This is a genomic window from Brucella sp. IR073 (assembly GCF_049065735.1).
Taxonomy (GTDB): Bacteria; Pseudomonadota; Alphaproteobacteria; order Rhizobiales; family Rhizobiaceae; genus Paramesorhizobium.
The window spans coordinates 103,025-128,463 of the sequence record NZ_JBAKHD010000009.1 but is presented as its reverse complement, the minus strand read 5'-3'; the positions used below and the strand labels follow the sequence as shown (position 1 = coordinate 128,463).

Genomic DNA, 25,439 nt, shown 5'->3' with positions numbered 1-25,439 from the left:
GTTTCATTCGGTTCTCACCACGGTTGCGGATGAAATCGTATCATCATCGATGAAGCCATAGCCCGAAAAGATCGGCTGGTAGGGCTGCTCTACGGAAATGGCGACGAACTTGCCCGCGCGCGCTCCATCCGGGCAGACCGCGCCGCATTGCTTCTCGGCGCCCCAGACGAGCGATTGCGCATTCCCCGTCGGGCAATAGCATCTGTCGGCGGCCTGCGATTGCCTGCTGGCCTTGATGATGCCGTTTTCGAAATTGGCGTTGGGGCCATTGTTGACGGTCACACTTGCCGTGGCATTGCTCGCTCGCGCCGCAATCAGCGCCGCGATCTTGTTGGCGAGGTCGTTGCCTTGCGTTGAGGTGACCATGCTCGCATTGGTCAGCGCATAGCTTGCCCCGCTCGAAACGGCGGAATCGAGCTTGAAGCGCGCATAGATGACCATGCCGAGATCGAGGCTCCCGGCAAGGATCAGCACGAAAACCGGCGCGATAACAGCGAATTCGACGGCCGACGCGCCATCCTTCTCGCGCACCAGAAAGCGCCGGACAAACTTGCGGGCAGTGTGCAGAACAGTCTTCATTGGATCAGCGCCACCTTGCCTTTGCTGGCCGCTCCCGTGCATTTCGACATCATCTTCGCCCCGCCTTCGAGCTTGATGCTCGTGCCGATGAGCTGCGTGCAATCGGTGGAGCTGCCGAGCGTCGCGCCTCCGCCCATGCTGATCGGCCCGTTGGGGAAATAGAACGCGCCGGAAAGCTTGCCGCTCCCGCCGGCGGTAACCGTCACGCCGGCTGTGATATCAGCGGATTGGGGACCGACGACCGCCAATTCGGCATAAGGGCCGGACTTCGGTGCGGCGAGGCTGATGCCATTGCCGCCGTCGAGGCAAAGCACCTGGCCGTTGCAGCGCGCTATGGTATTTCTGCCCGAGATGAACAGCGTCACATCCTCGCCATAGATCGCCCCCTTCCCTTCGCAGCTGGCGCCACCGGTGCCGGCGGCGAAATATCCGTCGATCACATAGAGGCCTGCTCCGAGCTGGACGGCACCCGCGAAATCGACGTCACCAAAGATATCGTGGCGCGCGGCAGCGGGGAAAACGATGCAGCTTCCGCCACCGCCGCCATTGATCTTGCCGTTGACACGGAAGACGCCGTTATTGGCGGTAGCATCGGCGAGCTTGATCGTCCCCCCACCGTCGATCCTGAGGGCATCGCCCTTGCCCGCGGCGTTGATGATATAGCTGTTGCCTTCGGAACGCGGCGAGCCGAGGGTGAGCGTTGCGCCGCCGCTCGCGGATATCCCCCCGGCAAGGGTGAACTTGCTCGATATGGACGAGCTCGGATCGCCGAATGTGATTTTGCCGGTGCTGCAAATGCTGTACCCTGTGCAGCTATCATATGCATTTGCCGGTTCAGGCTGATAGGCGCCGATCCGGAAAGTCCCAGCCACGAAACTTATGCCGTCACCTTTCACGCCCTTGGCAATGTTGAAGTCGGCGCGCCCGAAGGTCAGGGTCATGCCGTTATTCTTGGTGACGATGCGGCCGGATATATTGAAAACAGGGACCTGGTCGGTATTTGGATCGTCAACGATCTTGAACACGACCTTCTGGCTTCCCGACAACTCGATAGACCCGATATTGATCGTCTTTTCCGGGCAGATGATTTCCCATTGGGCCATGTAGTACTGGCTGTAATTCGCCTTATCATAGGTGCAGCCGATGACACCTATATTTTGCGCGATCGTGGAAGGTGTGTCACTTCCGAATTTGAAATCCGGCCCCGTACCGGAGAAGGACAGGCTCGGCCAAGAATCTTTGCGCATCGCATCGAACGTGCCGTCAAAATTCTTCACCGCGCTATTATCCTTCAGCGGATCGTCGGTCTTCTGCTTCGAGACCGGCGCGGCGGTTTTTCCGTCCTTCTCAACGATATTGGCGGTCCATTGGCAGGGCTCGGGTTCCCTATCGCCGTAATAGGTAACACTCTCGGCTTTGATCATCGTCCCGCATGGCGCCTTGATACCAGCATTCGAAGCGACCAGTTCGCATTCGACGCTGGTGCCGCCTGAGAGCTCGATCCCCGCTCCGCCCTCTCGGAGAGCCACGATGCAGCCAGTACTCGGCTTGGCGATGGAAGCAAACGCCTGTGCGCCGATGCTCAACGTCCGCTCCGCACCCAGCACCGGGGCGAGAAACAGCGGCTTTCGGGTCGTGACCGTTGCGCTCACCGCCTTGCTGGCGGGGTCCTTGGGCGACGCGACGAGCGCCACTGCCACATCATCGGGCGCGACGCCGTTGAGCGCAGCCGCGCTTCGCGCCGCAGCAACCATGTCCGGTTCCGAATTGCTGGAGACATAGGCGAGCGCACCGGCATAAGCCGCGACATCGGCCACGCGCTGGTTTTCGACCTTCTTTAGAAGGCCATGGCCATATTCCACCGAAAGCGCGACAAACCCGATCACCACCGGCAGCGCCAATGCCGCCAGGATCGCAATCGCGCCCGACCGGTCCCGCAGAAATGCCGCGGCGAGGTTCCGTCGCCCGTCTTGTTGTTTGTTGTGCCCCATATGCCCGTACGCCCTACAGCCCTTGTTCCTCCTTAGCGAGGACGCGTAAATGGCGCGTTGACGAGCGGGGGCTGATTTTAACGGTGTGCCGGATTGGCGCCGCGGGCGACGAAGAACGGATTGGCAAAGCCGCTTTTTCCGTAGGTGAGCGGGCAATCGTCCAGCGTCCAGGTCCTGCCGCCTGCGGCGCGGAGCACCGCATCGCCCGCCGCGGTGTCCCACTCCATGGTGGGGCCGAAGCGCGGGTAAATGTCCGCTTCGCCGCGCGCCAGCAGGCAGAATTTCAGCGAGGAGCCAACGGACACCCGTTCGGCGATATCGAGCCCGGCGAGATAATCGTCCGTTTCAGGCGTGGAATGCGAGCGGCTGGCGACAGCGATCATCCGGGCCGGGCAATCACGGATCGCAATCGGGCGATAAGCCATTGCCAAACGATCGGCGATGGCCGCTTCCCTTGCCCCATCAGGTCCGCCGGTAAAAAGCACCCCCCGCGCCGGTGCGTAGACGACGCCCAGAACCGGGACGCCTTGCTCGATCAGGGCGATGTTGACGGTGAAATCGCCGTTCCGGCTGATGAACTCGCGCGTACCGTCCAGGGGATCGACGAGATAGAAGCGGTCGCCCGGATGGGCGGGCGCCCTCCCCTCGGAGGATTCCTCCTCGGCCACGATGGGGATATCGGGCGTCGCCGCGCGCAGCGCTGCCAGAATGATCGCTTCCGCCGCCTTGTCGGCCTCAGTCACCGGCGAACCGTCATCCTTCAGGCAAACATCGAAACCGGCATCATAAATCTCCATGATGGCGCGGCCGGCCTCGATGGCCGCGCGCTCCATGACGGAGAGAAGAGCACCAGGCGCGATTGCGATATGGGAAATGGTGTTCATCAGATCGACCAGGATTCGGTGGAATAATCGCCGATGATGCTCTGCTCCGCGAGGTATTTCTCGATTTTCACCACCAGTTCCTCGGTTGTTGTTCCTGATGTCGTCAGATGTATCTCGGGGTTATCAGGCCGTTCATAGGGGGAATCCACCCCGGTGAAATTCCTGATCTCGCCGGCAAGCGCCCTGGCATAGAGTCCCTTCGGATCGCGCTTGATGCATTCCTCGATGGGCGTATCGACGAAGATCTCGATGAACTCGCCCTCATCCATGAGCTCGCGCGCCAGTTGCCGCTCGGCGCGGAAGGGGGAGATGAAAGAGACGAGCACGATGAGCCCCGCATCCGCCATCAACTTCGCCACCTCGCCGACGCGGCGGATGTTTTCCACCCGATCCTCCGCTGTGAAGCCTAGGTCGCGGTTGAGGCCGTGGCGGACATTGTCGCCATCGAGGATGTAAGTGTGCTTGCCGAGCGAATGGAGATGCCGCTCCAGCTGATTGGCGATGGTGGACTTTCCCGAGCCGGATAGGCCGGTGAACCAGAGCACCGCCGGGCGCTGATGCTTCTGCGCCGCGCGGGCCTTTTTGTCGACATCCAGCGCCTGCCAATGCACATTCGACGCGCGGCGCAACGCGAAGTCGATCATGCCGGCGCCGACCGTCGCATTGGTCATGCGGTCGATGATGATGAAGGAGCCGGTGGAGCGGTTCTTGCCATAGGGGTCGAAGGCAATCGGCTCGCCGGTGGAGAGATTGCAGACGCCCACCTCGTTGAGAGCGAGGCTCTTCGCCGCTTCCTCGGCGAAGCTGTTGACGTCGATGCGGTGCTTCAGATCGGTGATGGTGACGCTCGCGTGATCGGTCTCCGTCCGGATCAGATAGGAGCGGCCCGGTATCATCGGCTCCTCGCCGAACCAGACCAGATGCGCCGCGAACTGGTCGGCGACGTCGGGGCGGTTCTCGGGCGCGACCAGCATATTGCCGCGCGAGACCTCCACCTCGTCATCAAGCACGATGGTGACGGCCTGCCCCTCGACAGCCTCCTGCAAATCGCCATCCATCGTCACGATGCGCTTGACCCGAGACGCTTTGCCTGACTTGGCGACCACCACCGGGCTTCCCACCGCAATGGTGCCGGAAGCGACCGTGCCGGCGAAGCCGCGAAAGTTCTGGTCGGGCCGGTTCACATATTGCACAGGGAAACGGAACGGTGTTCCGGTATTTTTATCATCGAGCGCAACGGTTTCGAGATGGGGCAGCAGCGCCGGGCCGTCATACCAGTCGAGTTTCGACGATTTGAGGGTGACGTTGTCGCCATAGCGGGCTGAAATCGGGATCGGCTGGATGGTGGCGAAGCCGAGCTTATCGGCAAAGGCGCGGTACTCCGCCACGATCCGCTCGAAGACGTCTTGCGAATAGTTGACGAGATCGATCTTGTTGACCGCCAGCACGATATGCCGAATGCCGAGCAGCGAGGCGATGAAACTATGCCGCCGCGTCTGAGTAAGAATGCCCTGACGGGCGTCAACAAGCACGATGGCGAGATCGGCTGTCGAGGCCCCCGTCGCCATGTTGCGGGTATATTGCTCATGCCCCGGCGTATCGGCGACGATGAACTTGCGCTTCGGCGTGGCGAAAAAGCGGTAGGCGACGTCGATGGTGATGCCCTGCTCGCGCTCCGCCTCCAGCCCGTCCACCAGCAGCGCGAAATCGATGTCGCCGCCATTGGTGCCGTGCTTGCGGCTATCGTTCTGCAAGACGGCAAGCTGGTCCTCGAAGAGCAGCTTGGTGTCGTAGAGCAGCCGTCCGATCAGCGTCGACTTGCCGTCATCCACCGAGCCGCAGGTCAGGAAGCGCAAGAGGGATTTCTTTTCCTGATCCGCCATGAAGGCGAGGACGTCGTCCGTACCGGAATCGAGAACGATCTGGTTCATCAGAAATATCCCTCGCGCTTCTTCTTTTCCATCGAGCCCGCCTCGTCCTTGTCGATGAGACGACCCTGCCGCTCGGAGGTGCGGGCGGTGAGCATTTCGCCGACGATTTCGGAGAGCGTCGCCGCATGCGATTCAATCGCGCCGGTCAGCGGATAACAGCCGAGCGTGCGGAACCGCACCATCCGCTCCTCCACCCGCTCGCCTGATTTCAATTCCATGCGGTCGTCATCGACCATAATCAGCATCCCGTCGCGCTCCACCACCGGGCGGGGCGCAGCGAAATAAAGCGGCACGATCGGAATGTTCTCTTTCAGGATATATTGCCAGATATCGAGCTCGGTCCAGTTCGACAGCGGAAATACGCGGATGGACTCGCCCTTGTTTATGCGCGTGTTATAGATCTTCCACATTTCCGGGCGCTGGTTCTTCGGATCCCAGCCGTGACTGGCGTTGCGGAAGGAGAAGATCCGCTCCTTGGCGCGGGATTTCTCCTCGTCGCGCCGCGCGCCGCCGAAAGCCGCGTCAAAACCGTATTTGTCGAGCGCCTGCCGAAGCGCGACAGTCTTCATGATGTGGGTATGGGTGTTGGAGCCGTGGATGAACGGATTGATCCCCTGCCTGACGCCGTCCTCGTTGATATGGACCAGCAATTCGAACCCTAGTTCCCGCGCTTGGAGGTCGCGAAACGCGATCATCTCACGGAATTTCCAGGTCGTATCGACATGGAGAAAGGGAAAAGGCGGCTTTGCCGGATAGAATGCCTTCATCGCCAGATGCAGCATGACGGAGGAATCCTTGCCCACCGAATAGAGCATGACGGGATTTTCGAAGGCGGCAGCGACCTCACGAAAGATATGGATCGCCTCTGCTTCAAGACGCTCGAGATGCGTCAAATGCTTGTTCATGACGGCGGGGAGCCTTTTTCGATTTCGGAATATTGTTGAAGAAGATCAACTTCAAGCATTATTCACTAAAGGGCCGATTGAATAAAAGAATAGATTCGCTGAATACAACTGTCCAGCGTGTAAAATATGCTATTTAAAGGGAGCCAGGCGGAAGAATTTCCCGCCCGCGCCGTGATGCGGAATGACTGAAAATCCTACTATTTTAATGGGTTAGTTCAAATATTGAACGCCGCGCCGATCAGCGCCTTGGTATAGGCGGCCTGGGGCGCGGCGAAGATGGCGTCCGTCTCGCCTTCCTCCACGATGCGTCCGCCCTTCATCACCACCACATAATCCGCCATGGCCTTCACCACCGAGAGGTCGTGGCTGATGAAGATGTAGGAGAGGCCATGGGTCGCCTGGAGATTGCGCAGGAGGTCGATCACCTGTCCCTGCACCGAGCGGTCGAGCGCCGAGGTCGGCTCGTCGAGGATCACCACCTTCGGCTTCAGGATCATGGCCCGGGCGATGGCGATGCGCTGGCGCTGGCCGCCGGAGAATTCGTGCGGATAGCGATTGCGCGTTTCGGGATCGAGGCCGACTTCCTGTAGCGCCGTGGCAGCGCGTCTGTCCCGCTCCTGTTTGCTCAGGCCCGGCTCGTGAACGAACAAACCCTCGGTGATGATTTCGCCAACCGTCCGGCGCGGCGAAAGCGAGCCGTAAGGGTCCTGGAACACCAGTTGCAACTCCCGGCGTAAAGGGCGCATGGCGGAGCGGTCGAAGCCGGAAATATCGGTCTCGCCGAAGCGGTAATAGCCGCTGCCCTTGATGAGCTTGAGCAAGGCGCGGCCAAGCGTCGATTTACCCGACCCGGATTCGCCGACAATGCCGATGGTCTGGCCCTGGCGGAGCCGGATGGTCACGCCATCGACCGCGCGGAAGGTGACGGTGGAGCGGCCCAGCAGCCCGGTGCCGAGCGAAAAATCGACCGTGACGTTCCGCCCCTCCAGCATGACAGGCACATCGGCTGGGACCGGCTCCTTGCGGCCGCTCGGCTCCGCGTCGAGGAGCATTCTGGTGTAATCGGCCTGCGGGCGTTCGAAGATATCGGCCGTCGCGCCCTCTTCCACCACCTCGCCACGCCGCATCACCACCACCCGCTCCGCGAAATGGCGGACGATACCGAGATCATGCGTGATGAGCACAATGGCCATGCCGAAACGCTGCTGCAGCGAGCGCAGCAAATCGAGAATCTGCGCCTGGATGGTGACGTCGAGGGCCGTCGTCGGCTCGTCGGCGATGAGCAAATCCGGCTCATTGGCGAGCGCCATGGCGATCATCACCCGCTGCCGCTGGCCGCCGGAGAGCTCGTGCGGATATGAATCGATTCGCCGCTCAGGCTCCGGGATGCCGACGAGTTGCAGAAGTTCCAGAACACGCGTCCTGGCCTGTTTGAAACCCATCCCGCGATGATGCACGATGGGCTCGGCGATCTGCCGTCCGATGGTATAGAGCGGATCGAGCGAGGTCATCGGCTCCTGAAAGATCATGGTGATCTTTGAGCCGCGCACCTTGTTGAGCGCCTTCAGCGGCAGGCCGATCAACTCCTGGCCGCGATAGCGGGCGGAGCCGCTCGCTGCGCCATTGCGGGCGAGCAGGCCCATAATGCCCATCATGGTCTGGCTCTTGCCCGACCCGGATTCGCCGACGATGGCGAGGGTTTCACCCGCACGCACATTGAGATCGATGCCCTTGACCGCCTCCACCGTGCCGTCAGGCGTGGAGAAATTGACCTTCAGGCCGCGAACCGCCAGGATGGTTTCGGTTTCTTCCGTCATGTCAGCGGTCCTTCGGGTCGAATGCATCGCGCAGGCCATCGCCGACGAAATTGAGCGAAAACAGCGTGACGACGAAGAAGATGGCCGGGAAAATCAGCAGCCAGGGCGCAGACTGGATGTTGTTGGCGCCGTCAGAGATCAACACACCCCAGCTGGTGAGTGGCGCCTGCACGCCGAGGCCGAGGAAGGACAGGAAGCTTTCGAGCAGGATCACCTTCGGCACCACGACAGTGACGAAGACGATGACGGGGCCGATGGTGTTGGGGATGATGTGACGGCGGATGATCTGCCAGTCCGTCAGCCCCAGCGCTTCCGCCGCGCCGATGAACTCGCGCCTTTTCAGCGCCAGCGTCTGCCCGCGCACGATGCGGGCCATGTCGAGCCATTCGACCGCACCGATGACGAGGAAAATCAGGATGAAACTGCGCCCGAAGAACACGACGAGGACGACGACGAGAAACACGAAGGGCAGCGAATAGAGGATTTCGACCAGCCGCATCATGACATTGTCGACGCGTCCGCCGATATAGCCCGACGTGGCACCGTAAACGACGCCGAGCCCCAGCGAGACGAGGCTCGCCAGCAGCCCGACCGCAATCGAAACTTGCCCGCCGAGCATGACGCGGGCGAGAAGGTCGCGGCCATTGCTGTCGGTGCCGAAGGGGAAATATTCACGGTTGACCTTGCCGGTGAGCGTCATCGACTTACTGTCATCGCCGGTCCCGGTCACGGTCGTATCGCGGAACTCGTTGGCGCGGTCGAAATAGCGCACGGTGCGCGGATCGATGGGGCGGTCCGAGGTGACGGTCGCGGTGAAGGTCTGCCCGTCGAGCTCGAATTTCTCAAGCTTGACGCGCGCCCGTCCGGCGACGCTCTCCATCACATCCTGCAGGGTCGATGTGTCCGGCCGCGGCTCCAGGCTCGGCGGCGTCAGCACATAGGACGGGAAGACCTGATCGTAGCTATGGCTGATGAAATGCGGTCCCAAAAACGAGAACAGCGCGATCAGTGCCAGCATGACGCAGCCCGACATGGCAGCGCGGTTGCGCCGGAAGCGGAGGAAAGCGAGCTGGAACAGGCTGCGGCTTCTGGTTTCCGGCAGTGGTGAATGAGCAATGTCAGTCATGGCGCACCCGCGGATCGAGAAGGCCGTAGAGGATATCCACGATCAGATTGAAGACGATGACGAAGATGGCGATGAGGATCACGGTGCCCATGACCAGCGTATAGTCACGGTTGATCGCGCCCAGCACGAAATAGCGCCCGACGCCGGGAATGGTGAAGATCGTCTCCACCACCGCCGAACCCGTCAGCAGCGCAGCGGCGCATGGCGCGAGATAGGAGACGACCGGCAGCATCGCCCCGCGCATCGCATGGGTGATGACGACGCTTTTCGCCGGTAATCCATAGGCTTTGGCGGTGCGGATATGGTCGGTGTTGAGCGCTTCGATCATCGAGCCGCGCGTGAGTCGCGCAAAGACGGCAAGCTGCGGCAGCGCCAGCGCGATCATCGGCAGGATGAGGAAGCGCAGCGACCCGTCACCCCAACCGCCGGCAGGAAGCCAGGCGAGCACGATGGCGAAGATCAGCGTCAGCACCGGGCCGACGACGAAATTCGGCACCGTCACGCCTATGGTCGAAATCGACATGATGATGAAATCGAGGGCGCTGTTCTGCCGGAGCGCCGCAACCGTACCCGCGAGTACGCCGCCGACAAGCGCGAGCAGCAGCGCATAAAAGCCAAGCTCAATAGAATAAGGTAGGCCCTTGCCGATCAGCTCGGCAACCGAATTGTCTTTGTAGATGAAGCTCGGCCCGAAATCGCCCCTGACGATATTGCTGAGATAGGTCAGATATTGCTGCCAGAGCGGATCGTCCATGTGATAGGTCTTGATCAGGTTTTCCATGGTCTGCGGCGGGAGCGGCCGTTCGAGATTGAACGGGCCGCCGGGGGCAAACCGCATGAGGAAGAAAGACAGCGTGACGACGATGAACAATGTCGGCACGGCGCTCGCCAATCGGCGGAGGACAAAAAGCAGCATGGCATGCACTCTGATACGTCAATGATCGTAAGAGGACCGTCGCGCCAGCTCCGCCGTTGAGGCATGGATTCCTGTGATAAGCACAGGAATGACGGGGAGAGGTTGACGCTCTGACGAGAACCGTTGCGTTCGGCGAAAGAGGCGGAATTCAGCTGCCAGGGAGCCTATTCCCGTCATTCCTGTGCTTGTCACAGGAATCCATGCCTCTCCCTATCCACCGCCGCAACGGTCCAGAACGGGTCGGACGCCTCTTACTCGCTGATGCTCAGATATTTGCTCAGATGCGAATTGACCGCATTGTCCTGCCAGCCCTTGACCCGCGACGACACCAGCCAGAGGTCGGCCTGCGTCATCAACGGCGCAATCGGCTGGTCCTTCATGAGAAGGGCTTCGGCTTCGTGCAGGATTTTCGATCGTGCTGCCGGGTCCCGCTCCTCAAATGACTTCTTCATGAGGGCGTCATAGTCCGGATTGCTGTATTTGCTGTAATTGAAGGTCTTGTTGTCGCTGGTGCTGAGCGCCAGGAAGTTTTCGGCATCCGCGTAATCGGCAACCCAGCCGGCACGCGCGACATTGTATTTGCCGCCTTCCTGCAGATAGGCGTAGTGCGACGAAATATCGAGATTGTTGAGCGTTACCTTGGCGCCGAACGTGTTCTTCCACATATCGGCAACCGCCGTCGCCACGCGCTCATGGTTCGGGTTGGTGTTGTAGCGGATTTCGATGTTGAGTGGCTTGCCGCCCTCGCCATAGCCCGCTTCCTTCATCAGCTTGATCGCTTCGTCCTCACGGTCGAGCTGAGGCTTATCGGCGAAATCAGCCTTGGAGGGTTCGCCATAGCTCGCCATGCCGGGAGGGACCATCGAATAGGAGGGAAGCTGCGAGCCGCTGTAGATTTCCTTGGCCAGGAAATCACGGTCGACAGCCATCGACAGCGCGCGGCGGACGCGCACATCGTTAAACGGCTCCTGGCGCGTGTCGAAAGTGTAATAATAGGTCGAAAGCGACGGCGAGACATGCACCCCATCGCCATAGGCCTTGCGCAGGCGCTCGATCTGGTCGGCCGAGAAATTGTAGGCGATGTCCATCTCCTTCGCCTCGAACCGGCGAACGGAAGCCGCCTGATCGTCGATGGGATAAAAGATGACCTTATCGAGCTTCACATCGGCCGCGTCCCAATATTCAGGGTTTTTCACCACGGTGATGCTGTCGTTCGGCACATGGGCGGCGAGCTTGAATGCGCCGTTGGAGACCATGACGCCCGGCTTCACGAAGTTTGCGCCGTTCTTCTCGACGCTCGCCTTGTTGACCGGCAGCGCCGTCTCATGCGTCAGAAGCTCGAGGAAAAACGGCGTCGGCTGTTCGAGCGTGATTTCGAGAGTCCTGTCGTCCAGCGCCTTGACGCCGAGCTGATCGGCCGGCATTTCGCCCTTATTCACCTTCTGGGCGTTCTTGATCGGGTAAAGAATGTTGGCATAGCCGGATGCGGTCTTCGGATCTTCGATGCGCCGGAGAGAGAAAACAAAATCCTCGGCCGTCACGGGCGAGCCGTCGGACCATTTCGCATTCGGCCGGAGCTTGAATGTATAGACCGTGCCGTCGTCGGAAACGGTCCAGCTTTCAGCCACGCCGGGCACGACCTTGCCGCCGGCGTCATAGACGACCAGCCCTTCATAGAGGTCGTTGAGGATGAAGGATTCGACATCGATCGACGTATGCGCCTGATCGAGCGTCTGCGGCTCCCCGGCATTGCCGCGATGCAGCACGGCTTCGGCGAGCGCGGGGCTCGCACCAAGGAGGAGCGAGCCGAGCAGGACGGCAGTTCGCAGATTGAGCTTCGAGTACATCATTGTTGTTCCCCTTCTTTTCAGAAGTCCCATTATTGGTTGTATAAGCCAAGGAAATGCCAATTTTTTCCGAAAGGCAAGTTTATTTAAGAGCCTTCAAAAGCAATATTATTGCGTCATCACACGGATTTGATTTGCGCATTTTATCTTTGTCGCAGCGCAAAAAATTGGCTATGCCCCAGCTGCGCCTGATTTGCCGCGTTCCATTGCCTCACGCTTTCTTCCTCACCGGAACCCCGTCATGATGTACGGTATCATCCTGGCCTTTGCCTCCTATGCGGCCTTCGCGTTCTCGGACGCCTGCGTCAAGCTCATCGACGGCACGCTTTCGCCCTACGAGATCGCCTTTTTCGGTGCCGTGTTCGGGCTGGCGGCGCTGCCTTTCGTGAAGAAGGCGGATGAGGAATGGCGCGATATCTTCATCACCCGGAACAAGCCCTTGTGGCTGTTGCGCACCGTCACCTCGGCCACGGGCGTGCTTGGCAGCGTCGTCGCCTTTACCCATCTCTCCATGGCGGAGGCCTTTGCGCTCATCTTTCTTTTACCAGCCTTTGTGACAATTCTCTCCGTGATGTTCCTCAAGGAGCAGGTTGGATGGAGAAGATGGTCTGCGGTCGTCATCGGCTTCATCGGGGTATTGATCGTGCTGCGGCCCGGCTTCCGGGAACTCTCCATCGGTCATCTGGGCGCGCTCTTTGGCGGCTTCAGCGGCGCGGTCGGCATCGTCATCTTCCGCGTGATGGGCAAATACGAGAAGCGTATCACGCTCTATTCGAGCGGTTTGTTCGGTCCAATCGTCATTTGCGGGCTCCTAATGTCCGTGAACTATGGCAATCCCTCGGTAACACAATGGCTATATCTTGCAGGATATGGCCTTCTTGCGGCGCTGGCCAACATTCTCCTCATGTTTGCCGCGCAGCACGCGCCGGCCAGCGCCATCGCCTCCCCGCAATACAGCCAGATGATCTGGGCCATTCTCTTCGGCTATTTCGTCTTCCACGACACCATCGACCTGCCGATGCTGATCGGCATTATCCTTATCATCATCTCCGGCCTGTTCACCTTCATCCGCGAGGAAAAGCGCGGTGTCGCCCAGCCGCCTTCCGTGGCCCCATCCGAGCCGGCGCCCATCCTGCTCGCCGAAGAGCCGGAAGCGGCGGCCAAAAACTAGCGGTTTCATGGAACCAACGGCCTGGCAAGCCGTTGCCCTCCGGTTCGTGAGGTTTCCCATGGCTCGCCGCACCTACTGGAAAGGCTATCTGAAACTGTCGCTGGTGACCTGCCCGGTCGCGATGAGCCCGGCGACGTCCGAGAACGAGAAAGTCCGCTTCCATACCCTGAACCGCAAGACCGGCAACCGCGTCGTCAGCCAATATGTCGATGCGGTCACCGAAAAGCCGGTCGAGGAGGACGACGAGGTCAAGGCGTACCAGACCGGAGAGGACGATTACGTCATCCTCGAGGATGAAGAGCTCGAATCCGTGGCGCTCGAGAGCACGCGCACCATCGATATCGACATGTTCGTCCCGCGCGACAGCATCGACTGGGTCTGGTACGACACGCCGCATTTCCTTACGCCCGACGATCCGGTCGGCGAAGAGGCATTCTCCGTCATCCGCGATGCGATGTCCGCGACCGATACGGTCGGCATTTCCCGCCTCGTCCTTTATCGCCGCGAGCGCGCGGTCATGCTGGAGCCGCGAGGGAAAGGCATCGTGCTATGGACATTGCGCTATGGCGATGAAGTCCGCGAGCCGGCGGTCTATTTCCAGAAAGCCGAAGACGTGCCTGCCGACAAGGAACTGATGCCGCTCGTCAAGCAACTGATCGAAGAGCGCACGCGGTCATGGAACCCTTCGCTGGTCAAGGACCCCGTGCAGGATCGCCTCCTCGACATCATCTCGGCAAAGAAAAAAGGCCGGAAGAAACCCGCCAAAGCGAAGGACGAGCCGGAGCCGCAACGGCCGGACAATGTCATCAACATCATGGATGCGCTACGGAAAAGCGTTTCGAAGGAAGCGAAGGGGAAGAAACGGTAGAGCTTACCCCCCCTTCCGCCTTTTCTTCTTCGCCTCCAGCGGCACCGCCGCGTCCCGAAAACCGTCCCACGGGTCTTCGCTCAAGGCCGCAAGCCGGGTTGGCATGTTGAGCACGGTGAAGTGGGCGGGGCCGATATCGGGACTGAGTTCATCCCAACTGAGGGGGGCGGAGACCGCTGCGCCAGGGCGCGCACGGGTGGAATAGGGCGCAATCGCGGTGGAGCCGCGCTGGTTGCGCAAATAGTCGACCAGGATTTTCCCGCGCCGCTTGGATTTGGTGATGGTCGAGACGTAGCGCTCGGGGCTATCAGCCGCCATGGAGTCGGCGAGCGCCTTGGTAAAGGCCTTCACCACCGTCCAGTTGGCCTTGGGGGCGAGCGGCGCCACCACATGCAGCCCCTTGCCGCCCGAGGTCTTGAGAAAAGGGTTGAGCCCCGCCTGAATGAGCCGGTCCCGCACGTCTGCGGCAGCCTCGATGACAGCCTTCCACGGCACCCCCTCTCCCGGATCGAGGTCCATCACGATCATATCGGGATGGTCCCAATCCTCGACCGTCGAGCCCCAGGGGTGGATTTCCAGCGCCGCGCCCTGCACGAGGCCGATCAGCCCGTCGAGATCATCGATACTGATGAGCGCCTCGCCCGCTTTATCCTTGGGGTCCTTCACAAGCACGATGTTCGGGTCGAGGCCTTTCCATGCGTGTTTCTGGAAGAAGGAATGGCCGTCGATTCCCTCCGGGCAGCGCAGGAGCGCAAGCGGTCGCCCGACGACGAAAGGCTCCATATGCGGCCAAACCTCCGTGTAGTAATCCGCAAGGCCCTGCTTGGTGACACCCTCGGCAGGCCAATAAATACGGTCGGGATGGGTAAGCCGGACCTTGGCTTCTCTCTCTCCTGAGCGCATTTCTGCTGCCGGCCTCGGCATGGTCCCGAATGTTTCGCGCACGACGCTCTCCGCTGGTTTATCCTCACGCAGGCCCCGGAAAGAGGCGTGGCGAATATTGCCGGCGCCGGTCCAGCTGCGAAATTCCACCTCCGCGACGTCAACGGGCTTGACGTAACGAACACCCCTTGCCTCTTCCGCCGTCAGCTTCTCCGCAAAAGGGCTCGAGGGAATGCGTATCCGCTCCAGCCGGCGATAGAGATCTTCGGCGACTGAGGCGGTGAACCCTGTCCCCACCCGCCCGACATGGATGAGCTTGCCGTCCTCGTAATAACCCATCACCAGCGAGCCGATGGCCTTGCGCGAGGTGGTGGACGGGACATAGCCGCCGATGACGAATTCCTGCCGGTGGATGCATTTTGCCTTGGTCCAGTCCCGGCCGCGCCCTGACCGATAGGGCGCGTCCCGCCGCTTGGAGACGATGCCCTCCAGCCCCAGCTGGCAAGCGGACTTGAGCACGACATCGCCCTCTTCTGTAAAATGGGAGCTGTAGCGCACCTTGCCCCCCGGTCCAGCCAACGCTTCCAGCACTTGCTTGCGCTTGATGAGCGGCAGCGACCGCAGGTCATAGCCGTCGAGATAGAGGAGATCGAAGACATAGAAGACGAAACGGTCCGTGCGCCCCTCGCTCAGATCCGCCTGCAGCGCGGAGAAATCGGAAGCGCCGGTGTTCGTCTCCACCACCAGTTCGCCATCGATCAGCGCCGTGCCCACCGGCAGGTCGCCCAGCGCCTCGATGACCTCCTTGCCGAATTTCTTCGTCCAATCGAGACCGCCGCGGGTGATGAGCTTGACCCGCCCCGCTTCGATGCGGGCCTGCAGCCGGTATCCGTCGAACTTGATCTCGTGGATCCACCCTTCGCCCAAAGGCGGCTTAGGGACGAGCGTGGCAAGCGCCGGCTCGATGAATTTAGGCAGCGGCGCTTTCGTCGCGCCCTTGATCGTCGCGGGGTCAGGAAGCTGCTTCTCCGGCTCGTCGCGCTCGATCTTCCCCGTTTTCGACGACCAGCCCGGCGCCTCGCCCGCCACGTCCTCGACCACCCGGCCTGTTTTCACCGATTCCGGGCGCTCTTCCAGAATGTCAGGCGCGCTTTCGGGCCGCGCCGCCTCATCCTCGCCCTTGATCAGCAGCCAGTTGGTGCGTTTTTCGCCGCGCCGATGCGCCATGCGGATCAAATGCCAGCGCCCATGCAGCTTTTCGCCGTGGAGCTCGAATTCGAGATGCCCCTTGGCAAGGCCCTTCTCCGGATCACCAATGGGCGTCCACGTCCCGTGATCCCAAACGATGACCGTTCCGCCGCCATATTCACCCTTGGGGATGGTGCCTTCGAAATCGCCATATTCGAGCGGATGGTCTTCCACCTCGACCGCCAGCCGCTTCTCGCCGGGCACAAGGCTGGGCCCGCGCGTCACCGCCCAGCTTTTGAGAACACCGTCCAATTCCAGCCGCAGATCATAATGCAAGCGGCGCGCAGCGTGCTTCTGGATGACATAGGCGTTCCCCGCCGTCTCCGCCTCCTGCCCCTTGGGTTCCGGCGTCACACCGAAATTGCGCTTCGCCCGATAGGTTGCAAGACCGGCCATGGCTTATCCTGCCTTGCGCCTGGCTGCAGCCGCAGGCTTTTCGGGCTTGGCGCGCCGGGTACGCTTTTTGGCGGCGGGAGGCGCCTTTTTCTTTTCGTCCATGCCGGCGCTTTCGCGCAAGGCCTGCATGAGATCGACCACCTTGGCGGCTGGCTTCGCCTTCTTCGCCTCGACCGGTCTGCCCTCCATCTTGGCTTTCACCAGCTCGGAAAGCGCCGCTTCGTAGCGGTCCTCATATTCGGCGGGATTGAACTTGCCCATCTTGGTCTTGATGATGTGCTTGGCGAGGTCGAGCATCTCGCCCTTGATCTTCATGTCAGGCACGTCATCGAAGGCATCCTTGGCCGAGCGCACCTCATAATCGAAATTGAGCGTCGTGGCGATCAGCCCGTCGCCTTCAGCCCGGATCAGCAGAGAGCGGACCCGGCGGAAGAGCACGGCCTCCGCCAACGCCGCGACATTTTGCTCGCGCATTCCCTCGCGGATCAGTACGAAGGCTTCGGCGGCGCGGTTGTCCGAAGGGGCGAGATAATAGGGCTTGTCGAAATAGAGATCGTCGATTTCCTTGCAGGGGATGAAATCGGAGACCGCAAGCGTCTTGTCGCTTTCGGGGACGGCGGAGGCGATTTCTTCCGGCTCCAGCATCAAATATTCGTCCTTGGCGATCTCATATCCCTTGGCCTGCTCTTCCCGCTCCACCGGCTTGCCGGTCTGGCTGTCGACGAATTGCCGTCTCAGCCGGTGATGCGTTTCGCGGTTGAGCATATGCAGGCTAATGCGCTCGGATTTAGAGGCAGCCGTGTAAAGCGCCACCGGGCACACGAGCTCCCCGACCTTGAGATATCCCTTCCAGTTCGCCCTCGGCATCGGCTGCATCTTGGTTCTACCCGGCAAATTTGCATCCAATTTCGTTAACGCGCCTCCATTTCGCTGGTTCCGCCTATGGCTGGCTCAGCAGCGGCGTTAACTATATTTAAAGTAAAGTAAACAAATTACTTGACCTATAAAAGTTTAATTAAACAGAGTTGCATCATAAATTTCTAACCTATAAGGTTACAAAGATTGCTTTCGGTCGCTGGCTAATATCGTTGCGCATATAGGCAAGAAGAGGGGGATAGCATATGGCTGACATGAAGAAATCGAAGAGGAAACGTGCTTGGCTTTCCAATCGGTTTTATGGAAAATTACGGCAATCGAAACTTCAGATGATCCGCGCACGGACCGCACGAATAAGACAACGCAAACGTTCCTACCGCGCCGTTCTCATAGGGCCCGTCCCGGCCACCATCTACCGCACTCCTCCAATCCTAAATCTTCCCGATCTTTCAAAAATACCGGCGCTTTCCGATTTGGGATGGGATTAAATCTACAGCATAGATGTAAATTTAAAGCTAACAACCTATACTCATCAGCATCAAGAAATAAAAGTACTGAGCTAAATTATGGAAGTTTTCAACTTTATCACCATAGACTTCATAGTGCATGGGTCGATAGTTGAAAGGAACCGGGATGGCTCAAGGTATCTTTCCCAAATGCATCCAATATATCTTTGCAGAGGAAGGAGGATTTTCCAATAATCCGGCTGATCCCGGCGGCGCCACCAATATGGGTATCACCCAGGCGACGCTTTCGGCGTGGGAAGGCCATCCGGCCACGCTGGAAGACGTGGAGGATTTGAACCGCCAGGAAGCCCAGCAGATCTACAAGACCGAATATTGGAACAGGATCAGCGCAGACAGCCTGCCTGCCGGGCTCGATTACGCGATGTTCGACTTCGCCGTCAATTCCGGGGTGCCGCGGGCGTCGATGACCCTGCAGGCAATTGTCGGCGCCGATCCCGACGGGTTGATTGGTATTCATACAATCCAGGCCGTCAACAACCAAAGCGTGGATTATCTCATCAACACGCTCTGCGACAGACGCCTGGCCTGGCTCCAAACGCTATCGACCTTCAGCGTGTTCGGGAATGGCTGGACGAACCGGGTCGGGCGCGTCAGGACGCGCGCCCTGGCGCTCGCCACCGGCAACAGTGGCGGCCCCGCCATTGTCCCGGGGGAACCCGCGCCGGGCAAGGCCTGGCAAAGCAGCGCCTCCATCGGCTCGATTGTGGCGAAGCCGGAAACTCTGGGCCTGATCGGCACCGTCGCCTCGGGCATCGCGGCAATCACCACCGGCCAATATTCATTTATAGGCGCCATGCTTCTTTCCGCGGGGGTCAGCCTCTGGCATTTCATCCAGCGTGTTCGTAGCGAGCCGTAACTTACTTTTTCCCTTATTGACGCGTGCCGTGATACAAGCGCTCGCCTCTTCATCATCTCCGCAAATAAAAAAGGCCGGACTTTTCAGCCCGGCCAATGCTGAAGGTTATGACCTCCAGAGGGGAACAGTCGACGTGAAGAGTGGGAGGAGCGACCCGTCGACTGAAGTAACATAAAGGATGATTCTCGAAATTATTCAAGATGTAATTTGACTATTACAATAAAATTATAGGATTTTAGCAATGAATACATTCTAATTGATTAATAAAAGACGTACAAACCACAACAAACAGAAATTTAGTTTTCAATGAATGCACGGTATAACTTGTACACTACGCGCGCTGATATGCCCGTTAAATTCGTCCGCGTGCCGGCATTCAAACTGATGTCATAAGGCGGGATTATCAGGCAGCCTCGTTTAAAAGCATTTGCGCCGGGAATTCCTGCGCGGCAGCGCAAAACGCGAGGATCGAATGTCCACGCTCCAGCAAATCGCCATTCGCGCCGGATGCTCGGTTGCGACTGCCTATCGGGTGCTCAACAGGGCCGGTCCGGCGAGTGAGGCGATGGTGCGTCGCGTGCGCCGGGCGGCGGCGGAGCTCGGTTATCGCCCGGTGGGCCGCGCTTCGGGCTTCGGGCGAAAGCGCCCTGTCATCGGTGTGCTGATCCCGAGCATCACCAATCCCGTCTTCGCGGCCTCCCTGTCGAGCATTGAGCAGCGTATGCTCGTGGCCGGGCATAGCGTGCTGATTGCCCAGTCGAACTACGACCCGGCACAGGAGGCCGATGCGGTCGCTTCGCTCATCCGCGAACGCCCGACCGGGTTGATCCTGACCGTCTGCGACCCGCACCGCAGCCCGGCGCTGGCGATGCAATTGCCGCCGGCGGTGCTTCTCAACAACCGCCCGACCGCGCAATTTGCGGCGGCGGTGACGACGGATAATTTTCTCGCGGGCCGGGAGCTCACCGAGTTCCTGCTGAAACACGGACATAGCCGCATTCTATTCGTCTCGGGGCAGTTCGGGGCTTCCGACCGCGCGCTCGCGCGCTATCACGGATATTGCCGCGCGATGGAGACGGCGGGGTTGGCTCCGCTCGAGGCGCATGAAATCCCATTTCTCAACAGCTACGAACATCTCGACCTGACGGTGCCGATGGCGCAACTCGAGCCCACCGCCATCATCGCCTCGAACGATCTTCTCGCTTGTGGCGTCATTGGGGCGCTGCGCCGCCTAGGTCTTTCCATTCCGCGGGATGTATCCGTTGCGGGCTTCGACGGCATTGCCATCGGCCGGCTGATGGACCCGCCACTCACCACGGTCGAGATGCCGGACGCGACCATGGGCGCAGCGGCGGCTTCGCTGCTTCTCGACATGGCCGAGAACGCCGCTCCCGCGCGGCACCTGACGGTGCCATATCGCCTGCGGGCCGGGGGGACGGTGCGTGATCTTAACGCGGGCTAGAAAAGCGTCGCCCGGTGACGGGCGGCGAGATCGTTTTGCTCTTTCGGAAAATTACTTGCGCGGCAGCAAATCCTGCACATCCGCCGCGGCATCATCCAGCGCTTCCTGCGGCGTGGCCGACTGGTCTACGATGCGCGACAGATTGTCGACAATGGTCTGCGTGACCTTGACGCCGTTCGAGCCCGGGAAGGCATACCAGGGAACCATCAGCGGCATCTGATTGAGACTCGCCTGGAACAGCGGGTTCTTCATGTAGAAATCGCCGAGATATTCCGGGGATTTGGCGGCAAGCTCGTTGTTCGGCACATAGCCGGTGCCGGGAACCACGACCGACGCGCCGTAGGGACCGGCGGCGAATTTGGCGAATTTCCACGCGGCTTCCTGCTTCACCGGGTCCTTGGTCAGGATGACCACCGCATTGCCGCCGGTCGGCAGGCGGCCCTTTTCCGGGTCGATCAGTGGGATTTTCGCGGTGCGCAGGTCGAATTTGTCGCCGACATTCTTGATCGTATTGATAAGCGCGCCGGTAGTCTGGAAGGAGAAACCGACCTTGCCCGCCGCGAAAGCCTGCTCGCCCGCCGGCTTGGTGAAGACGGGCATGCCGCCTTCCTTGACCATGCGGTCGAGGATTTCGACGGCCTTCTGGCCTTCGGGACCGTTGAAGGCGACCTTGCTCTCGTCCTCGTTCAGCATCCTGCCGCCCGCGCCGAAGAGAAGCGCGGAGAACATCCAGTCGTCGCCCTGCCAGCGGAAGTCGATGCCATCGACGCCATTGCCGAGCGCCTTGATCTTGCCGCCGAGCGCGATGACTTCATCCCAGGTCTTCGGCGGATTGTCGGGATCGCCGCCTGCCGCCTTCACCAGATCGGCATTGTAATACATGATCGGGTTGGAGGTGGCGAAGGCGAGGCCGATCTGCTTGCCCTTCACTTGAGCGAGCTTCAGGATCGTGTCCGAGAAGCCCTGTTCGGCCATATCGCCGTCTTTGGCAATGAGCGGCCCGAGATCGACGGCGACATTGCGCTCGTCGATCATGCGCAGGCGATTGAGGCCGATAAAGGTGATATCCGGCTGCGCGTCGGTGCCCGCCTGGCGCAGGATTGTCTGGATGCCCTCCTCATAGGTGGCCGAGGGGCTGGCGAACTGGATCTTGATGTCAGGGTTCTCTTCCATGAACTTCTTCGAGATCGTGTCCATCACGTCCTTGAAGAAGCCAGGCATGGGATAATGCACCGTCAGCGTCGTTTCGGCTTTCGCCGGGGCCGACACCGCCATGGCGAGGGCGGCGGCGGCGATAAATTGCGGGATATGCTTCATCGCTTGGGTTTCCTTGGGGTTGAAAGCCGGCGCTCAGCCCTTGAGGCCGGTCATGGTGATGCCCTCGACGAAGCGCTTCTGTGCCGCGAGGAACGCGACGACGAGGGGAAGGGTGATGATGAGGGTCGCGGCCATCAGCGCGCCGTAATCGTCGCCGGCTTCGGCGGCGCGGAAATACATGAGGCCCAAAGGCGGGGTGGCGTATTCCTGCTTGGAGATAACGACCAGCGGCCAGTAGAGATCGTTCCAGTGCGCGACCACCGAGAAGATGGCGAAGGCAGTGACGGGGGGCCATGCGTTCGGGACGATCACGCGGGCAAGGATGCCAAGCTCCGACATGCCGTCGAGGCGGGCGGCTTGGATGAGATCGTCAGGCATGGCGCGGAAGAATTGCAGGAACATGAAGATCGCGAACACCGAGATAGTGAAGGGTGCGACGAGCGAGGTGTAGCTGTTGAGGAGCGACAGGCTGTCGAAAGCCACATAGAGAGGCAGCGCGGTCGCATGGATCGGCACCAGCAAGCCGAGCATGACCAGCACCATCATCGCCCTGGCGGCGCGGAACTTCAGCTGCGCCATGGCATAGGCACAGGGGATCGCCACCAGCACCTGGATGAAGAAGATGAGCCCGCAGACGACGACGCCGTTCCACAGGAGCGTACCCATGGGTACGCGGCTCAGCGCCTTCGCAAAGTTCTCGATATAATGGAACTCCGCCGGGATCAGCGACAGGGCCGAGGTGAAGATATCGCTCTGCGCCTTGCCTGATGTCGAGATCATGAAGACATAAGGCGCAAGGAAGAGGATCGCGCCTGACAAGAGCAGCGTCAGGCGGACGGCCCTGCCTAGGGTGAAGGCGTTTGTCATGTGTAATGCACCCGGCGGTCGAGGACGCGATACTGGAGGAACATCAGCACCACGAGAATGGCGAGGAAGACCACGGTCATGGCCGAGGCATAGCCAACGCGCAGGTAGACGAAGCCTTCCTGATAGATGGTGAAAAGCAGCACTTCGGAGGCCTTGTTCGGCCCGCCATCGGTCAGTGTCTTGACGGTCTCGAAGACCTTGACGGCATTGGTGATGCTGATGGTGAGGACGAAAAGCGTGGTCGGCCCCAGCATCGGCCAGGTGACGAGGCGGAAACGGTCGAAGGCCGACCGCGCCCCATCCATTTCAGCGGCGGCATAGAGCTCGCGAGGGATCGCGGTGAGCCCGGCAAGGAACAGCACCATGTTGAAGCCGGCGGACTGCCAGATGCCGATGATCGACAGGCTGTAGAGAACGGTACCGGAACTGCCGAGCCAGTTCGGCCCGGCGATGCCGGCAAGCGCCAGCAGCGCATTGATCGGACCGATGGTCGGATGAAACAGATATTGCCAGACGGTCGCCATGGCGACGATCAGCGAGGCGACGGGTAGGAAATAGGCGGTGCGGAAGAAGCTCTTCCCCCATGTCTCGCTCTCGATCAGCAGCGCTATGCCGAGCCCCAGCACCATCGAGACGGGCGCGACGATGGCCGTATAGACCGCCGTGTTCCACAGCGATTTGCGGAAGGTGCGGTCGGTGAGGAGATCGGCATAATTCTCGAAGCCGACGAACCGGAACGTGCCGTAGCCTAGTTCGAAATCGGTGAAGCCCAGGAAAATGACGGCGGCGACCGGCGCGAGCACGAAAACGATGATGAGGATGATGGCCGGCAGCGCCAGCAGCCATGCGGTGCGGGCCTCGCGGCGGTCAGGGCGCGCGAGCGTACCCGCTGGTACGTCAAGGGATGCAACGCTAGCCATGAACGAGCTCCCGGTGCGGCTGGGCGCTGATGACGGATGTGCGCAAGCGGCGGCCATCCTCGGCGAAGACCATGGCGCGATGGGCGTCGAGCGCCAGCGCCACCGGCTGGCCCGTGGCGAGCCCCCGCGTCTCGGCCGGCGTCAGCTTCGCCACAACCGTCCCGCCAATGGCATCGAGGCGGCAATGAAGGATCACTTCGGAGCCCAGAAACTCCATGCGCTCAATATGGGCGGAAAGCCCGTGTCCGCGCGCCGCGAGCTGGACGAATTCCAGGCGGATGCCGATCGTGACGGGATCACCGTCGAGGCCGGCTTCTTCAAGCGCAAGCCGCAGATCGCCGAACGCGACGGTGCCGTTTTCCACCCGCGCGGGCAAGAGGTTGATACGCGGCTGGCCGATGAAGCGAGCGACCTCGACATGGGCGGGGTCGTCATAGATCGCCTGCGGCGTGGCGAGCTGCAGGAGATTGCCGCCGATCATGACCGCCACGCGGTCGGCCATCGACAGCGCCTCGGCCTGATCGTGGGTGACATAGACGGTCGGCACGCCCGCGCGGTTATGAAGCTCTACAATCTCGCCGCGCGCATGGACGCGCAAATTTGCGTCGAGATTGGAGAGCGGCTCGTCCATGAGGAAGACGCTGGGCTCGCGGACCATGGCGCGGGCAAGCGCGACGCGCTGGCGCTGGCCGCCCGACATCTGGCCCGGCTTGCGGTCGAGCAGATGGTCGATCTTGAGCGAAGCCGCCATATCCCGCACGTCGCGGGCAATCTTCGCGCGGATGGCGCGCTGCCCCGGCATGAGCGAGCCGATCAGCGGCAGGCGTTGCGACCGTGTGAGGCGGCGCATGGCGAGCGGCACGGCGATATTCTCCGCCGCCGTCAGATGCGGATAGAGCGCATAGGACTGGAACACCATGGCGATGTTGCGGTCGGCTGCGGCCACGGCGGACATGTCCTTACCGCTGATCCGAATTTCACCGCTGTCGGCGTGGTCGAGCCCGGCAAGGATGCGCAACAGCGTGCTCTTGCCGCAACCGGACGGGCCAACCAGCGCAATGAATTCGCCCGGCTCGACATCGAGGCTGACGCTTTTCAGAATAGCGTTTCCGCCGAAGGATTTGGCGATGTTTTTCAGCGAAAGCGCGCTCATTCCGCCGGCTCCCTCTTCTGCACCTTATGGGCCTCATGCGGGTAGACTTCGGCGACCACATCATCGAGCACATGCGCGGTCATGCCGGGCACGGCGACGATTTCGCTCGCCACATCTTCTCCGAAACTGTGAACGACCGCGCCGACCAGACGCTCTCCCGGCATTTCGCGCTCCATTCCGTCGAGAATGAAGGCCGCAGACGGTCCCCAGACGAGCGAGGTCTGGCCGAATATGCCTTTCCACGCCCAGTGGAGATGTCCGCTGGCAAAGAGCGCGACGTCATGGAGGGCAATGAGATCGTAGAGGCGGCGGCGCTGGGCGGGACGGATGCCCCAATAGCCGGTGTCGCCTTCATTCGGCTCGTCGACGAAAAGCGGCTTATGGGTGAAGAGCGCGACGCGGCGGCTATTACGCTCGCTGAGCTGCTTCTGCAGCCATTCGAACTGCGCGTCCTCCTCTGCGTCCCCGAAGCCCATCAGCAGACTGTTGAGGCCAATGAGCCGCCAGTCGCCCGCATCCTCGGCCCAATAATCCGGCCCGGCCAGCCGCCGCCAGCGCTCGAGCCGCACGGCATCGACGGGCTGGTGCGAGCCGGGGAGATGGCCGACATCATGATTGCCCGGGACGATCAGAACAGGCGCGGAGACCTGCCGCATCAGGTCAAGGGAAAAGGCGATATCGTCTTCCCGGTCCGCGCCATCGACGGTCAAATCGCCGGTATGGATGACGAGGTCCGGCCGCTCCGCCTCGATCCACTCAGCCAGCGGCTCCCAATTGCCATTGAAATGCGGCTTGTTCGGGCTGAAATGCGTATCGGTGATCTGGACGATCTTCATGGGCGCGCCTTCTGTGTCGGAAGTGCGCCAGCCTGCCTTGCGGCCCCGCCAGCGCCTCTTAGGC

Annotated in this window: 20 protein-coding genes; 4 read left to right on the top strand and 16 right to left on the bottom strand. The window is 60.8% G+C overall.

All coding sequences use genetic code 11. The features are described from left to right. Positions 1 to 3 precede the first annotated feature (3 nt). The 9 genes from ACOWVG_RS17215 to ACOWVG_RS17175 all read right to left on the bottom strand — a co-directional run bounded on the left by ACOWVG_RS17215 (position 4) and on the right by ACOWVG_RS17175 (position 11,999). Entirely contained in the window at positions 4 to 579 is a 576-nt protein-coding gene (locus ACOWVG_RS17215) for a TadE/TadG family type IV pilus assembly protein (RefSeq protein ID WP_420963562.1), read from the bottom strand. Further along, positions 576 to 2,570 (bottom strand): pilus assembly protein TadG-related protein, encoded by a 1,995-nt coding sequence (locus tag ACOWVG_RS17210; protein WP_420963561.1) that lies wholly within the window; start codon positions 2,568 to 2,570, stop codon positions 576 to 578. The genes ACOWVG_RS17215 and ACOWVG_RS17210 overlap by 4 nt, the downstream gene beginning before the upstream one ends. Positions 2,571 to 2,647: 77 nt before the next feature. Further along, positions 2,648 to 3,454, bottom strand: coding sequence for a 3'(2'),5'-bisphosphate nucleotidase CysQ (gene cysQ, locus ACOWVG_RS17205; protein ID WP_420963560.1), 807 nt, complete (start codon positions 3,452 to 3,454; stop codon positions 2,648 to 2,650). Continuing rightward, the gene (cysN, locus tag ACOWVG_RS17200; protein WP_420963559.1) at positions 3,454 to 5,385 is read right to left on the bottom strand and encodes a sulfate adenylyltransferase subunit CysN; all 1,932 of its coding nucleotides are present in this window, start codon (positions 5,383 to 5,385) and stop codon (positions 3,454 to 3,456) included. The genes cysQ and cysN overlap by 1 nt, the downstream gene beginning before the upstream one ends. Next, positions 5,385 to 6,290: a sulfate adenylyltransferase subunit CysD gene (gene cysD, locus ACOWVG_RS17195; RefSeq protein WP_420963557.1), complete on the bottom strand. Its 906-nt coding sequence runs from the start codon at positions 6,288 to 6,290 to the stop codon at positions 5,385 to 5,387. The genes cysN and cysD overlap by 1 nt, the downstream gene beginning before the upstream one ends. Positions 6,291 to 6,505: 215 nt before the next feature. Continuing rightward, a complete protein-coding gene (locus ACOWVG_RS17190; RefSeq protein WP_420963556.1) occupies positions 6,506 to 8,107 on the bottom strand; it encodes an ABC transporter ATP-binding protein in 1,602 nt (533 codons plus the stop codon). Position 8,108: 1 nt separating this feature from the next. Then, positions 8,109 to 9,233 carry an ABC transporter permease gene (locus ACOWVG_RS17185; RefSeq protein WP_420963554.1) on the bottom strand — a complete coding sequence of 375 codons (1,125 nt, stop codon included), beginning with the start codon at positions 9,231 to 9,233 and terminating at the stop codon, positions 8,109 to 8,111. Next, a complete protein-coding gene (oppB, locus tag ACOWVG_RS17180; RefSeq protein ID WP_420963553.1) occupies positions 9,226 to 10,149 on the bottom strand; it encodes an oligopeptide ABC transporter permease OppB in 924 nt (307 codons plus the stop codon). The genes ACOWVG_RS17185 and oppB overlap by 8 nt, the downstream gene beginning before the upstream one ends. A gap of 251 nt (positions 10,150 to 10,400) precedes the next feature. Then, complete coding sequence (locus tag ACOWVG_RS17175; protein WP_420963552.1) at positions 10,401 to 11,999, bottom strand: peptide ABC transporter substrate-binding protein; 1,599 nt, start codon at positions 11,997 to 11,999, stop codon at positions 10,401 to 10,403. 238 nt (positions 12,000 to 12,237) lie between these two features. Between ACOWVG_RS17175 and ACOWVG_RS17170 the strand changes: the two genes are divergently transcribed. Together ACOWVG_RS17170 and ACOWVG_RS17165 are read left to right on the top strand one after the other, a co-directional pair. Then, positions 12,238 to 13,167, top strand: coding sequence for a DMT family transporter (locus ACOWVG_RS17170; protein WP_420963551.1), 930 nt, complete (start codon positions 12,238 to 12,240; stop codon positions 13,165 to 13,167). Between the two features lie 58 nt (positions 13,168 to 13,225). Beyond that, positions 13,226 to 14,035, top strand: coding sequence for a Ku protein (locus tag ACOWVG_RS17165; RefSeq protein ID WP_420963550.1), 810 nt, complete (start codon positions 13,226 to 13,228; stop codon positions 14,033 to 14,035). Positions 14,036 to 14,038: 3 nt separating this feature from the next. On the opposite strand, the gene ligD is transcribed toward ACOWVG_RS17165, so the two are convergent. Beyond that, entirely contained in the window at positions 14,039 to 16,561 is a 2,523-nt protein-coding gene (gene ligD / locus ACOWVG_RS17160; protein ID WP_420963549.1) for a DNA ligase D, read from the bottom strand. A 3-nt stretch (positions 16,562 to 16,564) separates the two neighbouring features. Continuing rightward, entirely contained in the window at positions 16,565 to 17,428 is an 864-nt protein-coding gene (locus ACOWVG_RS17155; RefSeq protein WP_420963580.1) for a Ku protein, read from the bottom strand. A 642-nt stretch (positions 17,429 to 18,070) separates the two neighbouring features. On the opposite strand from ACOWVG_RS17155, the gene ACOWVG_RS17150 reads away from it, so the two are divergent. Both ACOWVG_RS17150 and ACOWVG_RS17145 read left to right on the top strand, forming a co-directional pair. Beyond that, positions 18,071 to 18,820, top strand: coding sequence for a glycoside hydrolase family 108 protein (locus tag ACOWVG_RS17150; RefSeq protein WP_420963548.1), 750 nt, complete (start codon positions 18,071 to 18,073; stop codon positions 18,818 to 18,820). Between the two features lie 472 nt (positions 18,821 to 19,292). Further along, positions 19,293 to 20,282 (top strand): substrate-binding domain-containing protein, encoded by a 990-nt coding sequence (locus ACOWVG_RS17145; protein WP_420963547.1) that lies wholly within the window; start codon positions 19,293 to 19,295, stop codon positions 20,280 to 20,282. A 51-nt stretch (positions 20,283 to 20,333) separates the two neighbouring features. On the opposite strand, the gene ACOWVG_RS17140 is transcribed toward ACOWVG_RS17145, so the two are convergent. Genes ACOWVG_RS17140 through ACOWVG_RS17120 form a run of 5 tightly spaced genes read right to left on the bottom strand, consistent with a single transcriptional unit; the run spans position 20,334 to position 25,375 of the window. Then, a complete protein-coding gene (locus tag ACOWVG_RS17140) occupies positions 20,334 to 21,599 on the bottom strand; it encodes an ABC transporter substrate-binding protein (protein WP_420963546.1) in 1,266 nt (421 codons plus the stop codon). 33 nt (positions 21,600 to 21,632) lie between these two features. Then, on the bottom strand, positions 21,633 to 22,466 hold the full coding sequence (locus ACOWVG_RS17135; protein ID WP_420963545.1) for a carbohydrate ABC transporter permease: 834 nt from the start codon (positions 22,464 to 22,466) through the stop codon (positions 21,633 to 21,635). Then, positions 22,463 to 23,386: a carbohydrate ABC transporter permease gene (locus tag ACOWVG_RS17130; RefSeq protein ID WP_420963544.1), complete on the bottom strand. Its 924-nt coding sequence runs from the start codon at positions 23,384 to 23,386 to the stop codon at positions 22,463 to 22,465. The genes ACOWVG_RS17135 and ACOWVG_RS17130 overlap by 4 nt, the downstream gene beginning before the upstream one ends. Then, entirely contained in the window at positions 23,379 to 24,539 is a 1,161-nt protein-coding gene (locus tag ACOWVG_RS17125; RefSeq protein ID WP_420963543.1) for an ABC transporter ATP-binding protein, read from the bottom strand. The genes ACOWVG_RS17130 and ACOWVG_RS17125 overlap by 8 nt, the downstream gene beginning before the upstream one ends. Next, positions 24,536 to 25,375, bottom strand: coding sequence for a metallophosphoesterase family protein (locus ACOWVG_RS17120; protein ID WP_420963542.1), 840 nt, complete (start codon positions 25,373 to 25,375; stop codon positions 24,536 to 24,538). Before ACOWVG_RS17120 ends, ACOWVG_RS17125 begins: the two co-directional genes overlap by 4 nt. Between the last annotated feature and the right edge of the window lie 64 nt (positions 25,376 to 25,439).

Bases quoted from the DNA above. Each gene is read 5' to 3' on its own strand.
- ACOWVG_RS17215 (WP_420963562.1), bottom strand. From the start codon at position 579: ATGAAGACTGTTCTGCACACTGCCCGCAAGTTTGTCCGGCGCTTTCTG.
- ACOWVG_RS17210 (WP_420963561.1), bottom strand. From the start codon at position 2,570: ATGGGGCACAACAAACAACAAGACGGGCGACGGAACCTCGCCGCGGCA.
- cysQ (WP_420963560.1), bottom strand. From the start codon at position 3,454: ATGAACACCATTTCCCATATCGCAATCGCGCCTGGTGCTCTTCTCTCC.
- cysN (WP_420963559.1), bottom strand. From the start codon at position 5,385: ATGAACCAGATCGTTCTCGATTCCGGTACGGACGACGTCCTCGCCTTC.
- cysD (WP_420963557.1), bottom strand. From the start codon at position 6,290: ATGAACAAGCATTTGACGCATCTCGAGCGTCTTGAAGCAGAGGCGATC.
- ACOWVG_RS17190 (WP_420963556.1), bottom strand. From the start codon at position 8,107: ATGACGGAAGAAACCGAAACCATCCTGGCGGTTCGCGGCCTGAAGGTC.
- ACOWVG_RS17185 (WP_420963554.1), bottom strand. From the start codon at position 9,233: ATGACTGACATTGCTCATTCACCACTGCCGGAAACCAGAAGCCGCAGC.
- oppB (WP_420963553.1), bottom strand. From the start codon at position 10,149: ATGCTGCTTTTTGTCCTCCGCCGATTGGCGAGCGCCGTGCCGACATTG.
- ACOWVG_RS17175 (WP_420963552.1), bottom strand. From the start codon at position 11,999: ATGATGTACTCGAAGCTCAATCTGCGAACTGCCGTCCTGCTCGGCTCG.
- ACOWVG_RS17170 (WP_420963551.1), top strand. From the start codon at position 12,238: ATGATGTACGGTATCATCCTGGCCTTTGCCTCCTATGCGGCCTTCGCG.
- ACOWVG_RS17165 (WP_420963550.1), top strand. From the start codon at position 13,226: ATGGCTCGCCGCACCTACTGGAAAGGCTATCTGAAACTGTCGCTGGTG.
- ligD (WP_420963549.1), bottom strand. From the start codon at position 16,561: ATGGCCGGTCTTGCAACCTATCGGGCGAAGCGCAATTTCGGTGTGACG.
- ACOWVG_RS17155 (WP_420963580.1), bottom strand. From the start codon at position 17,428: ATGCCGAGGGCGAACTGGAAGGGATATCTCAAGGTCGGGGAGCTCGTG.
- ACOWVG_RS17150 (WP_420963548.1), top strand. From the start codon at position 18,071: ATGGCTCAAGGTATCTTTCCCAAATGCATCCAATATATCTTTGCAGAG.
- ACOWVG_RS17145 (WP_420963547.1), top strand. From the start codon at position 19,293: ATGTCCACGCTCCAGCAAATCGCCATTCGCGCCGGATGCTCGGTTGCG.
- ACOWVG_RS17140 (WP_420963546.1), bottom strand. From the start codon at position 21,599: ATGAAGCATATCCCGCAATTTATCGCCGCCGCCGCCCTCGCCATGGCG.
- ACOWVG_RS17135 (WP_420963545.1), bottom strand. From the start codon at position 22,466: ATGACAAACGCCTTCACCCTAGGCAGGGCCGTCCGCCTGACGCTGCTC.
- ACOWVG_RS17130 (WP_420963544.1), bottom strand. From the start codon at position 23,386: ATGGCTAGCGTTGCATCCCTTGACGTACCAGCGGGTACGCTCGCGCGC.
- ACOWVG_RS17125 (WP_420963543.1), bottom strand. From the start codon at position 24,539: ATGAGCGCGCTTTCGCTGAAAAACATCGCCAAATCCTTCGGCGGAAAC.
- ACOWVG_RS17120 (WP_420963542.1), bottom strand. From the start codon at position 25,375: ATGAAGATCGTCCAGATCACCGATACGCATTTCAGCCCGAACAAGCCG.